At 54.4% G+C, this 11,436-nt stretch carries 13 protein-coding genes; 7 read left to right on the top strand and 6 right to left on the bottom strand.

The genetic code is table 11. The annotated features are described in order from the left end of the window. Nucleotides 1-15: 15 nt before the first annotated feature. The 4 genes from CEK60_RS11515 (at nucleotide 16) to CEK60_RS11530 (ending at nucleotide 4,062) form a co-directional block, all read left to right on the top strand. Nucleotides 16-675: a YfgM family protein gene (locus tag CEK60_RS11515; RefSeq protein ID WP_089039145.1), complete on the top strand. Its 660-nt coding sequence runs from the start codon at nucleotides 16-18 to the stop codon at nucleotides 673-675. Beyond that, on the top strand, nucleotides 672-1,856 hold the full coding sequence (gene bamB, locus CEK60_RS11520; RefSeq protein ID WP_089039146.1) for an outer membrane protein assembly factor BamB: 1,185 nt from the start codon (nucleotides 672-674) through the stop codon (nucleotides 1,854-1,856). The genes CEK60_RS11515 and bamB overlap by 4 nt, the downstream gene beginning before the upstream one ends. Further along, nucleotides 1,853-3,256, top strand: a complete 1,404-nt coding sequence (gene der, locus CEK60_RS11525) for a ribosome biogenesis GTPase Der (RefSeq protein ID WP_089039147.1) — start codon at nucleotides 1,853-1,855, stop codon at nucleotides 3,254-3,256. The genes bamB and der overlap by 4 nt, the downstream gene beginning before the upstream one ends. 191 nt (nucleotides 3,257-3,447) lie before the next feature. After that, nucleotides 3,448-4,062: a hypothetical protein gene (locus CEK60_RS11530; protein ID WP_089039148.1), complete on the top strand. Its 615-nt coding sequence runs from the start codon at nucleotides 3,448-3,450 to the stop codon at nucleotides 4,060-4,062. On the opposite strand, the gene CEK60_RS11535 is transcribed toward CEK60_RS11530, so the two are convergent. Then, complete coding sequence (locus tag CEK60_RS11535) at nucleotides 4,059-4,937, bottom strand: ATP-binding protein (protein ID WP_089039149.1); 879 nt, start codon at nucleotides 4,935-4,937, stop codon at nucleotides 4,059-4,061. The genes CEK60_RS11530 and CEK60_RS11535 overlap by 4 nt on opposite strands. Before the next feature lie 97 nt (nucleotides 4,938-5,034). On the opposite strand from CEK60_RS11535, the gene CEK60_RS11540 reads away from it, so the two are divergent. Further along, nucleotides 5,035-5,838 carry a M48 family metallopeptidase gene (locus tag CEK60_RS11540; RefSeq protein WP_089039150.1) on the top strand — a complete coding sequence of 268 codons (804 nt, stop codon included), beginning with the start codon at nucleotides 5,035-5,037 and terminating at the stop codon, nucleotides 5,836-5,838. A 22-nt stretch (nucleotides 5,839-5,860) separates the two neighbouring features. Beyond that, a complete protein-coding gene (locus CEK60_RS11545) occupies nucleotides 5,861-6,118 on the top strand; it encodes a hypothetical protein (protein WP_038481419.1) in 258 nt (85 codons plus the stop codon). A 79-nt stretch (nucleotides 6,119-6,197) separates the two neighbouring features. Here CEK60_RS11545 and aroE read toward each other — a convergent pair whose 3' ends face one another. From aroE to CEK60_RS11570, 5 genes are all read right to left on the bottom strand, one after another. Further along, the gene (gene aroE / locus CEK60_RS11550) at nucleotides 6,198-7,025 is read right to left on the bottom strand and encodes a shikimate dehydrogenase (protein ID WP_089039151.1); all 828 of its coding nucleotides are present in this window, start codon (nucleotides 7,023-7,025) and stop codon (nucleotides 6,198-6,200) included. Between the two features lie 9 nt (nucleotides 7,026-7,034). Then, nucleotides 7,035-7,967, bottom strand: coding sequence for an oxygen-dependent coproporphyrinogen oxidase (gene hemF, locus CEK60_RS11555; protein ID WP_089039152.1), 933 nt, complete (start codon nucleotides 7,965-7,967; stop codon nucleotides 7,035-7,037). A 73-nt stretch (nucleotides 7,968-8,040) separates the two neighbouring features. Further along, on the bottom strand, nucleotides 8,041-8,598 hold the full coding sequence (locus tag CEK60_RS11560; protein ID WP_038481410.1) for an L-threonylcarbamoyladenylate synthase: 558 nt from the start codon (nucleotides 8,596-8,598) through the stop codon (nucleotides 8,041-8,043). A gap of 81 nt (nucleotides 8,599-8,679) precedes the next feature. Next, nucleotides 8,680-9,801, bottom strand: a complete 1,122-nt coding sequence (gene dprA / locus CEK60_RS11565; protein ID WP_089039153.1) for a DNA-processing protein DprA — start codon at nucleotides 9,799-9,801, stop codon at nucleotides 8,680-8,682. Nucleotides 9,802-9,828: 27 nt separating this feature from the next. Beyond that, on the bottom strand, nucleotides 9,829-10,692 hold the full coding sequence (locus tag CEK60_RS11570) for a peptidoglycan-binding protein (protein WP_089039154.1): 864 nt from the start codon (nucleotides 10,690-10,692) through the stop codon (nucleotides 9,829-9,831). Between the two features lie 177 nt (nucleotides 10,693-10,869). On the opposite strand from CEK60_RS11570, the gene def reads away from it, so the two are divergent. Continuing rightward, nucleotides 10,870-11,382 carry a peptide deformylase gene (gene def / locus CEK60_RS11575; protein WP_038481402.1) on the top strand — a complete coding sequence of 171 codons (513 nt, stop codon included), beginning with the start codon at nucleotides 10,870-10,872 and terminating at the stop codon, nucleotides 11,380-11,382. Nucleotides 11,383-11,436: the final 54 nt, after the last annotated feature.

An 11,436-nucleotide genomic window follows, 5' to 3' on the forward strand; every position in this document is an offset into this window, starting at 1 on the left:
AACAGGAGGCCGCCCGTGGCGGAGCTGAGAAGCGAAGAAGAACAGCTAGAGGTAATTAAACGCTGGTGGAAAGAGAACGGAACCTCTCTCATAGCAGGGGCTGTTCTTGCTGCGGCGGGTGTGTTTGGCTGGAATGCATGGCAAAACTATCAAGAAGGCCAAGCAGAAGCCGCCTCCGTGCGTTATCAGCAACTCGTCAACATGACCGCTGGTAACACTTTGGCAGATGATCAGTTAGCCAATGCCCGTGAGCTCATTGATGAAATCACCAGTGACCATGGCGACACCCTCTACGCAGAGTTAGCACAGCTGCTGGAAGCACGTTTAGCCGTTCAACAGGGTGATCTTGATGCAGCGAAAAGCGCGCTTGAGAACGTGGCTAGCGACTCCTCTCGCCGCTATGTGCAAAGCCTTGCATGGCTGAGATTAGCGCGCATTGAGATTGCAAACGGCAATCCACAAGCCGCCCTGAGTTTGTTAGATAAGTCGATTAGCGATGCTCTGGCAGCTCAACAGGCCAACGTGCGCGGCGACGCTTACGCTGCGTTAGACCAAACAGAACAAGCGCGAGACGCTTGGCAAACTGCGCTAGAACTGGCTCAAACCCAGAATCAGCCGCTTTACGGCGTACAGTTCAAGCTTGATGATCTCGGCGTCGAAGAGGTGACACAATGATCATGACCAGTCTTCCCAAATCGCTATTTTCAAAGCCTTCTGTGCGCATTACCGTCGGAGCCGTGGCACTCGCCTTGCTAGCAGGCTGTGCCAGTAAAGGCGAACCGGCTGACTCGCCTAAAGAGCTGCGTAGTTTTACAGCAACTTCAACGCTTAATGAGGTATGGGACAGAGACGTAGGCGATGGTCTTGGTCGTGCCCGTTACCCCATTGCTCCGGCTCGTGAAGGCGACAGCGTATTTGCTGCGGATGCCAATGGATTGGTCGCCGCCTTTAACGCCAATAACGGCAACCGCGAGTGGGAAATCGAGCTGGATACGCCTATTTCAAGCGCGCTTAACGCCATTGCAGGTCAAGTCTATTTAGGCACCCGTAACGGTGAAGTTATTTCCCTGGATCAGCGCGACGGTAGTGTCAATTGGCGCTCACGGGTTTCCAGTGAAGTGCTGGCAGCACCTCAAGCGAATCAACAGCTACTACTGGTGCAGAGCGTTGACGGCCAAATCACCGCGCTCGACCGTGTCACTGGCGAGGAGCGTTGGGTATATGCCAGCTCACAACCGTCGCTCACCCTTCGTGGTACCGGCACGCCAATGGTCATTGATCCTGTAAGCTTTGTTGGCTTTGCTAACGGACGACTAGCAACATTAGACAACCGCAATGGCCAACCACTGTGGGAGTTACAAATTGCTACTCCCCGCGGACGTAGCGACGTCGACAGGTTGGTTGATCTTGCCGGTCAGCCGGTAGTAACGCCTGATGGTCGACTTTTCGTTACTAGCTATAACGGTAGCGTTGTCGCTTTAGAAGCAACCCGCGGTGGCGTTCTATGGGAAAGCAACTTATCTAGCCGCCATACGCCTATTTTGGTAGGTAACATTCTGCTAGTGGTCACTGATGATAGCCACGTCGTTGGCCTGAATGCCGACAACGGACAGGAAGTGTGGCGTAACGATGACTTGGAAGACCGCCGGTTAACAGCACCTGCGTTTGCAGATGGCCGCGTGGTCGTCGGTGACTTCGAAGGCTACGTTCATCTACTTGATGCCCGCGAAGGCACGTTAGTAGGCCGTACGCGCGTGCACAAATCTGGCATTAGCGTGCGTCCTGCCACTGAAGGCAGCACCATTCATGTCCAGGCCAATAATGGTCGCCTGGAAACCCTGGAAGTAACCCCATGACACCCGTCATTGCTTTAGTCGGTCGGCCCAATGTGGGCAAATCGACGTTGTTTAACCGCCTAACCCGCTCACGCGATGCGCTCGTAGCGGACTTTCCTGGCCTTACCCGAGACCGTAAATACGGGAACGGAATGCTAGGCGGCAAAGCGTATACGGTGATTGATACCGGCGGCATCAGCGGTGACGAAGAAGGGATTGATGCGGCAATGGCCGAGCAGTCCCTGGCCGCCATTGATGAAGCCGATATTGTACTGTTTCTAGTAGACGCGCGCGCAGGGCTTAACGTGGCTGATGAAGCCATTGCGAACCATCTGCGCGTTAATCAGAAAAAAACCTGGCTGGTGGTCAACAAAACCGATGGTTTGGAAGAGCATTCGGCCATGGCCGACTTCTGGACTTTAGGGCTTGGCGACCCATGGCCGATTGCTGCCGCCCATGGCCGCAATGTCTCACTGCTCATTGACACAGTGTTGGAGCCGTTTCCAGAACGCGATCCTAGTATTCCTGGGGACACGGGCACCAAAGGCATTCGTATCGGTGTTATTGGCCGTCCCAACGTGGGTAAATCCACATTGGTTAATCGGCTGTTGGGCGAAGAGCGCGTTGTTGTATTCGATGAGGCGGGCACTACCCGCGATGCGATTGAAATCCCGTTCGAGCGTCGTGGTAAGCCCTACGTATTGGTTGATACTGCGGGTATTCGGCGGCGTAAGAACGTGCGCGAGATTGCTGAAAAGTTTTCCATTATCAAAACCCTGGATGCGATCAAAGAGTGTCACGTCGCCGTGATGGTACTCGATGCGCGCAGCGGTTTAGTTGAGCAAGATCTCCACCTGCTTGATTACGTGCTAACCACTGGCCGCGCGCTGGTGCTGGCCATCAATAAGTGGGATGGACTGGAAAGCGACGCAAAAGAGAAAATGCGCGCAGAAATTAAGCGCCGCCTGGGCTTTGCTGAGTATGCCGAGATGCATTTTATCTCCGCCCTACACGGCACCGCTGTGGGTGACCTTTATCCTTCGATCGAACGAGCTTTCAATGCCGCGAACGCTCACTGGTCGACCAACCGATTGACCACTCTGCTTCAAGATGCGGTCAGCCAGCACCCGCCGCCCATGGTTAACGGTCGGCGTATCAAACTGCGCATGGCACACCAAGGTGGTAGCAACCCGCCCATCATCGTAGTGCATGGTAATCAGACTGAATCACTGCCGGAAGCCTATCGCCGCTATCTAACCAACACCTTCCGTAAAGTGTTGAAGGTTCGCGGTACGCCAATGCGCTTTGAGTTCCGTTCAGGCAGCAATCCGTTTGACCACATGGCAGGGGCAAGCGATAAAGAGAAAGCCAAAAAACGCGAGCTCAACCGTACTAAAGAAGCACGTAAAAGCCGCCGTTAATGCTAGCTCATTAATCTACCAAACGCCTGCTGACCTTCATCAGCAGGCGTTTTGGTTGATGGCCCCCATTATCGAGTAATTTTGCTTGACTGCTATCCGCACTAGCCCTCAAATAGCCGCGTTTTTCGGCAATCGCCTCTCTGACATTTTGCACCTCTGAACCTTTGCCCTTCTTAGGAGAGATATTATTAATGCACTACGCAATTAAACGCGGGCGCGGCTTGCTCTTGCTGCTGATGGCAAGCTTGCTAGCAGGTTGCCTTGCCCTGCCCCAAACAGGCTTATTTGCCTTTCGCTTGGCGGTCACATCGCTGGGCATTGAAGAGGTGCGTATTGGCCCTTATAACGTGCAAGCAGGGCTTGATACTAGCGACCTGACAAGTTTGCTTGCGTCTAGCCTTGGCGCTGGCAGCTTGCCCGTTCAGGCCACCTTAGCGATGGGCCTTGGATTACCTACCGGTATGCCCGCTGTTGAGATGTCGGGTTTCCGTTGGATGCTCGATATGCCGGGGGTCGATCCAGTGCAAGGCCAATATCAAGAGGATGTAACACTAACATCAGGGGCAGACTCAACGTTACGTCTACCGGTATCGTTTGACATCCTGGCTACCGACACCCAGCGCATGATGCCAATGCTAGAACTCGCCAGTCAGTTAGCCACCCAGGGCTCACTACCGCCTGGCAGTGAGCTTTCTATCACGCCAGGAGACCTGCGTGGACTGGGTATGACATTACCTGCAGGGCTTTTAACGCCGACCATTCGCCTGAACGTAGGCGCCGACGGCCAGTTAACGCCTGTGCGTTAAGCCTGACGACTTCCTCCATGAAGCCGTTTGCGGCCCACCCACTGGGCTGCAAACTGCCAAGCCGTTCGGCCACTACGCCCTCCTCTTAGTGTTGCAAAACGAACCGCTTCTGCCCGTGCGGCCTCGCTCCAATCCTGCTTATCACCAATACGAGCCACCCAGTGCTCACAGACCTCTAAGTAAGTCGCTTGGCTGAAAGGATGAAAACCTAACCATAAGCCGAAGCGATCCGACAACGAGATCTTTTCCTCAACAGCGTCACCGTGATGTAGCTCTTCACCCACGAGACGCGTACCGCTATTGTCGTCCATGGATTCCGGCAGTAAATGGCGGCGGTTAGAAGTGGCATACAACAAGACGTTTTCCGGCGGCCCCGTTAAGGCGCCGTCTAAGACGCTTTTTAGCGCCTTGTAAGCATCATCATTACCTTCAAATGAAAGATCGTCGCAATACACCACGAAACGATGCGGCGTATCGCGCAGTTGTTCTACCAATATCGGCAGACTACCCAAATCGTGGCGATCCACTTGAATCAAGCGCAGCCCATCATTCGCCAACGAGTTAAGCAGCGCACGAATCACCGATGATTTCCCGCTGCCACGTGATCCCCACAGCAAACCATGGTTGGCGGGTAGCCCCTGCAAAAATGCACGGGTGTTATCGACTAACGCTAATTTTTGACGCTCGATGCCTAACAGGTCATCCAGAGTCATCGTGTCGCGTGGTGGCACGGGAACCAATCGCCCACCTAACGGATGACGCTGCCAAATAGCCGCCACATGCTTGTCCCAATCCACCTGGATCGGTGCAGGCGGCAACCAATGTTCTACGTGGTCCAGCAACCGCGTTAAGCGTTGGCTCAATTCAGCATCCATGATTGTCCTCAGAGTGCGTTATGATATGAGTTGATTTACCACTGACAGTGGTTATCTTGTGTGCAAAGATCCCTACTCGTCTATAAGGAAACCGCTTATGCGCTGGCTTCGCCCCCTGGCTGTTACCGCACTGTGTGCTTCTGTCGCAGCATGCTCCACGTCACCTACCGGCCGCTCTCAGTTGCTGCTGCTTTCAGATGATCAGCTTAATCAAATGGGCCAGCAAGCCTTTGCGCAGTATCAACAAGATATTCCCACCGCAGGTCAGGCAAGCCACCGCTATGTACAGTGCATCGCAGATGCCATTGTAGAAGTATTGCCAGCCGAACAGCGTAATCTTGATTGGCAAATCCGTGTCTTTGAATCTGAACAGCCCAACGCCTTTGCGCTGCCCGGTGGCTACATGGGTGTGAATACGGGCATGCTTGATATCGCCACCAATCAAAACCAGCTTGCCTCGGTTGTCGGCCACGAAATTGGTCACGTCATTGCGAATCATGCCAACGAACGCGCCTCAACAAAAAGCGCAACGTCACTTGGTTTATCGGTGCTTGCCAGCACCTCAGGCATGCAAACTCCTGGTGGCCAACAGCTAATGGGGGTACTGGGGATGGGAGCGGAATACGGAATTGCGCTGCCATTCTCCCGTCGCCACGAAAGTGAAGCCGACGTTATCGGTCTCCAGTTGATGGCTCAGGCAGGTTTTGACCCACGAGAAAGCGTTACCGTTTGGGAAAATATGCAGGCGGCCTCCGGCGGTGGCGCTCCGCCCGCCTGGATGTCGACGCACCCAAGTGAAGGCCAGCGTATCGAAGGGCTTCAAGCCAGCATGAATAACGCCATGGCAAGCTACGAGCAGGCACGCAATAACGGCCGCACCCCCAACTGCCCACGCCCCTAGGCACCTTAATATTGAGGTTTGAATGATTCGACTTGGTTTATTGCTGCTTGTCTTGCCGATTTTAGTGTTACTCGGCGTCTATTTCTGGGAGCTTGGTGACGTACGCGCTTGCCAGCTCGACGGGGGGCACTGGGACTACCTGACAAATGCGTGCCGTGACACGCCGCAGCCCTTTGTATCGTGGCTTGAACGCTCACCGCTGCTGGTCAACGGTGGCATGCTGGTCTCTGTGGTTGGTCTTGTTATGTGCATGATTGGCTTTTACACCAAATCTCGCTAAACACGCGAGAACAACCAGCATTAACCAATAAAGGCAGCCGCAATGGCTGCCTTTTCTTTGTTGAGCAATCGAAAGCTAGCTAGTCACTGGCGACGTTCAACGATTGCCTTAATAGTGTACGCACCGGGGCTGTTGCGGGCCGCACGTTACGCCATAAAAAGAAAGATTCAGCAGCTTGTTCAACCAGCATACCCAGGCCATCGAGCAACTTGGCGCCGCGTGGCCCTGCCCACTGCAAAAACACCGTGGGTTCCGAGCCATACATCATGTCGTAGGCCCAAGCACCCTGGTTAAATAAGTTATCCGGCAGCGGCGGCAAATCACCAGAAAGACTGGCACTAGTGCCATTGATCACCAAATCAAACTGGCCTTCTAACGTCTCAAATCCACCGCCATGAAGAGTGCCTAAGTCGGCAAATGCGTCTGCTAATTGGACGGCTTTTTCCGCCGTTCGATTGACGATAACAACGTCACGAGGTTGCTCGGCAAGCAACGGCTCAAGCACGCCACGCACTGCACCACCGGCACCGATCACCAGCACGCGTTTATCCTTAATGGGTACGTGATGGTATCCAAGGTCACGCACAAGTCCAATGCCATCCGTGGTGTCACCGTAAGTACGGCCATTGCCGCCGACAATTAGTGTATTCACTGCCTGAGCACGCTTGGCACGGTGGCTCAGGGTATCGCACAGCGCAAAGGCATCGCCTTTGAACGGGACGGTCACGTTCGCCCCTCGGCCACCCGCTGCCACAAACTCTCGCCAGGCACTGGCAAAACCTTCCACCGGTGCAAGTTCGGCGGTATAGGTCATAGGTTGCTGAGTTTGGCTAGCAAACTCTTCGTGAATTAATGGCGACTTAGAGTGCTTAATCGGGTTTCCAAACACGCAGTAACGGTCGGTCATACAGGCTCCTTACACTTTACCCAACTGGGTGGCTTCGGCTAGCCAGTCGCGTGGTACCAAGTAGTCGTGCAATTTAGCCTCTCGGCTGCCCTCGGGCGGTGTAAATGCGTACTCCCAACGGGCTAGCGGCGGCATCGACATCAAGATGGATTCGGTGCGCCCGCCGCTTTGCAAGCCAAACAGAGTGCCCCTATCCCACACTAAGTTAAATTCTACATAGCGGCCGCGGCGATAAAGCTGAAAATCACGCTCTTTTTCACCCCAGGCATCACCCTTACGGCGCTCTACAATCGGTACGTAGGCGTCCAGAAAGCTATCGCCCACCGCACGCTGAAAAGCAAAACAGTCGTCGAAACTGCCTTCATTTAAATCATCGAAAAACAGCCCACCAACACCACGTGTCTCGTCGCGATGCTTAAGATAGAAATACTCATCGCACCACGCTTTGTAGCGCGGATATACCTCTTCGCCAAATGGCATACAGGCAGCCTGGGCAACCCGATGCCAGTGCACAACATCTTCAAACACCGGGTAGTAAGGCGTTAGATCAAAGCCGCCACCAAACCACCATACCGGCGCCTCACCCTGTTTTTCAGCGATAAAAAAGCGCACGTTTCCATGACTTGTCGGCACATTAGGATTTTCAGGATGGAGCACCCAGGAAACACCCACCGCATGAAAGCTGCGTCCGGCTAGTTCCGGTCGTGCAGCCGTCGCCGAGGGGGGCAACTGAGCCCCGTAAACATGCGAGAAATTAACACCACCTTTTTCGAAAACAGCGCCTTCTTCGATGACCCTTGAACGTCCGCCACCGCCTTCTTCACGCTGCCAGCTATCTTCTTTAAATGTCGCTTTTCCATCAGCAGCGGCAAGCCCGGCGCACAACCGCTCCTGTAGATCCAGAAGGTAATGTTTAACGTCGTCTAGGTGCTCGTGAGCCACAGTAACTCCAAAGAGGTTGGGTATAAGTGTGATTGGTAAGTAGTCAACGGCAGAGACAGCTCAAGGCGCTTCGCTATGAACGCATTACTTTGCCCGTCACCAGGTCTTTGATAGTGCTGGGCTTTGCGTTTCCTCCAAGCTCACCCGCGACAATCGCGGCGACCTCCTCACCGAAAATGGACGCGACTTCGTCAGCGCTCATGGCGGGTGGGTCGCCCGCGCGATTAGCGGAGGTAGAGACGAGCGGGCCACCAAAGGCCTCACAGAGCGCCTTCATCAGCGGATGGTCGGTCACCCGCAGAGCCACACTTTGATGGGCACCGCGCACTAGACCGTGACTACGGCCATTGTCAGGCACTAGCCAGGTATTAGGGCCAGGCCAGCTGGCCGCTAAGGGTGCATGCAGCGCAACGGGCAGTTGGTTTAGCCAAGGCTGAAATTGCTGAATATTCGCAGCAACAAGAATCACCCCTTTGGCTGGATCACGCTCTTTCATACGCATCAAATGCGCTAACGCTTCATCGTTATCTGGGTCACAGCTCAGCCCCCAGACTGCTTCGGTGGGGCAGGCGATAACGCCCCCCTCTTTTAATGCTCGTACCGCCTCTTTAACCTCAACAGCCGATTTCATAGATGCTCCTCGTTACAAACGCGGCCCCTCATCACCTGAGATTGTTACATCTTCAGTAGATGAAAAACGGTTACTTACATCCTACCATGGCCGCGCTAAACGCACCCAGCCGCCCGCTTGCTGCGCCACTTTGCCATCAAGTTCCAGCATCAATAACCGTTGTTGGCATTCACTGACCGTAAGGCCCGCGCTCTGAACCAATATATCAATTGGCGTTGGCGTTGCGCCCAGCGCGCTTAGTAGATTGTCCTTGGGCTCATCGTTTTCGATAGGCAAATCAAGGCTTACGTTGTCAGCGATAGCACGTGGACCGGTTGGCATATAGCGTTCAGCCCAGTGCTGCAACTCTTCTAAAATATCGTCCACATGACGCACCAGCGTCGCACCGCTACGTAATAACTGCAGGCAACCACGAGCCTGCACGTTATGTAGCGACCCAGGCAGTGCAAACAGCTCACGGTCTTGCTCAAGGGCTAATCGTGCGCTTACCAATGAGCCGCTCTTCTCAGTCGCTTCGACCACTAACGTACCTAATGAAAGGCCGGTCACAATTCGGTTCCGTCGAGGAAAGAAGGCTGGCCGAGCAACGGTTCCTGGCGGATGCTCGGATAATAACAAGCCTCCTGGCACGCTACTTAGCTGCTCATGTAAATCACGGTGACGGGGCGGATAAATGACATCAACGCCACAGCCAAGCACTGCAATCGACTGCCCACCTGCTGCTAACGCTGCACGCTGTGCGACACCATCAACCCCGAGAGCCATACCGCTGACGATGCACCAGCCGCGATTAACAAGCTCTCTGGCAAACGCCTGAGCATTACCGCTTCCTTCAGCAGTGGGACGCCGAGTGCCCACCATAGCCAGTTTTGGGCCATCTAGTGCACTAAGATCACCTTGTGCCCACAGCACCACAGGTGGGTCCGGCAATTGATCGAGCAACTCAGGCCATGCGGGATGATTGCGATGGAGCAAATGGCGATTAGGCGCGGCCGCCAGCCATGCGAAGGTATGGTCGACTGCCTGCTGCAACGGGCTTCGCTCTGGCTGCGCCAACCAAAGCCGCAGCGCACTCGCGGCATTGCTGGGCAGCCCAGCAAGCCAGCCATGGGGCCATTGAGGCTGTTTGGCGGCCAGCGCTGCGGTGCGAAGCGCCCCCATACCCGGTAGCTCATTCACCACTAGCCACTCCTTGGCATCCATACCTATCCCCTGTTAGTTGTATGGTGTTTAGCGTATCGGCGTGTGTACCCGGTCTCCAACCGCTAAAACGTTCGATGCCTGCATCACCAACGCATAGCTCATCAGGCTATACGGCTTTACCACCATGACGCTTCCCGCCTCAGTGGCGGGAAGTTGCAGAAGCTCCTGGCTACGCGGGTCATTAACAAGTTCGCCCTGCTGGCCAACATGTAATACATGACCGGGCTGCAAGCCATCCTGAGTACCAATATCCAGTGCCACTATTTGTAAGCGTCCAATAAAGCGCACTCCGCCTGGTACCGCAATAATCTGGCCTGCGACATCGTTCAACGGTAAACGAGGCTGAAAACTACTTTCTGACGACTGAGATTCAAACAACGGGGCATCAAGCGGCAGCAAAATATCGTTATTACGCACCTCCTGGTAGGCGCTAAGTACTTCTAGGCGGGCAATCTCTCCCTCTCTGCTGAGCTGGCGCGCTTCGCCAATATTGATTAACTCCGTACCTAACGGAGTACCCTCAGCGGAAACATAACGCTCGCCCGGACGATAAATACCTAAACGCGCGCTGGACGGTAGTACGCCGCGCGCATACAGCATATCGCCTGCGCCACTCATCAAGCGTCGATTCTCACCGCCCACGACGTAGGCCAGTTCCCGTATAGGCGCGCCTGGTTCTACGACGCGATGCTCTCGCAAAAACGCCTGAATCGTTTCCATCGGCAGCGGCGCCATTGCCTGTTGCTGAGGAACGGCGCGCATTTGGGGAGAAAGCTTTACCACCCGCTGCGGAGATTCCCACGCCAATGCGGCGGTCGTCATAAGCGTCAAACATGCCAACGACGCGCTATAATAAAGAAACCTTTTCGCCACTGCCCTTTTCACCACCATCCTGTGCTCTCTTGTCAGTTATGGGTGAAGCCGTTGAGGGGAGCTGCATGGCGTTGTACGTGCCCAGGAACGCTTACAGCATGATATAGTGGCCGATAGTAAAGCACTTAGGTCTGCCAACACAGGTGGCAAGGCCTGCTCATATTAAAGACTCAGCATAACGGTGATTGTAACGCCATGGCCAAACTTCCTATTCTCGAATTCCCCGACGAGCGCCTGCGCACCAAGGCTGCACCGGTGGAAACCGTTGACGATGAGGTCCGCCAGCTCGTCGACGATATGTTGGAGACCATGTACGACGCGCGCGGCATCGGCCTTGCAGCGACACAAATCGATGTTCATCGACGTGTCGTAGTAATGGATGTCAGCGACGATAACTCGCAGCCGCTCGTACTTATTAATCCGCGCTACGAGCCGATTGGTGACGAAAAAGAGCCGCTTTCTGAAGGCTGCCTATCCATTCCGGAATACTACGCGGAAGTACCGCGTTATTTAAAAGTAAAGCTGAACGCGCTAGATCGTAGTGGTGAGCCCTACGAGTTAGAGGCCGATGGTTTATTAGCCCACTGCATTCAGCATGAGTATGACCATTTGGAAGGCGTGCTTTTTGTTGACTACTTATCACCCCTAAAGCGTGACCGAGTGATGAAAAAGATGCAGAAACGCCACAAGCTATTACACGACGCATAAACCGACCTACGCCGTGTTATTGCTGGCCGAGCTGACACGCTGCAAGCGCACAGA

It is taken from the genome of Halomonas sp. N3-2A (assembly GCF_002216165.1).
Lineage (GTDB): Bacteria > Pseudomonadota > Gammaproteobacteria > Pseudomonadales > Halomonadaceae > Vreelandella.

Bases quoted from the DNA above. Each gene is read 5' to 3' on its own strand.
- bamB (WP_089039146.1), top strand. From the start codon at position 672: ATGATCATGACCAGTCTTCCCAAATCGCTATTTTCAAAGCCTTCTGTG.
- der (WP_089039147.1), top strand. From the start codon at position 1,853: ATGACACCCGTCATTGCTTTAGTCGGTCGGCCCAATGTGGGCAAATCG.
- CEK60_RS11530 (WP_089039148.1), top strand. From the start codon at position 3,448: ATGCACTACGCAATTAAACGCGGGCGCGGCTTGCTCTTGCTGCTGATG.
- CEK60_RS11535 (WP_089039149.1), bottom strand. From the start codon at position 4,937: ATGGATGCTGAATTGAGCCAACGCTTAACGCGGTTGCTGGACCACGTA.
- CEK60_RS11540 (WP_089039150.1), top strand. From the start codon at position 5,035: ATGCGCTGGCTTCGCCCCCTGGCTGTTACCGCACTGTGTGCTTCTGTC.
- CEK60_RS11545 (WP_038481419.1), top strand. From the start codon at position 5,861: ATGATTCGACTTGGTTTATTGCTGCTTGTCTTGCCGATTTTAGTGTTA.
- aroE (WP_089039151.1), bottom strand. From the start codon at position 7,025: ATGACCGACCGTTACTGCGTGTTTGGAAACCCGATTAAGCACTCTAAG.
- CEK60_RS11560 (WP_038481410.1), bottom strand. From the start codon at position 8,598: ATGAAATCGGCTGTTGAGGTTAAAGAGGCGGTACGAGCATTAAAAGAG.
- dprA (WP_089039153.1), bottom strand. From the start codon at position 9,801: ATGGATGCCAAGGAGTGGCTAGTGGTGAATGAGCTACCGGGTATGGGG.
- CEK60_RS11570 (WP_089039154.1), bottom strand. From the start codon at position 10,692: ATGGTGGTGAAAAGGGCAGTGGCGAAAAGGTTTCTTTATTATAGCGCG.
- def (WP_038481402.1), top strand. From the start codon at position 10,870: ATGGCCAAACTTCCTATTCTCGAATTCCCCGACGAGCGCCTGCGCACC.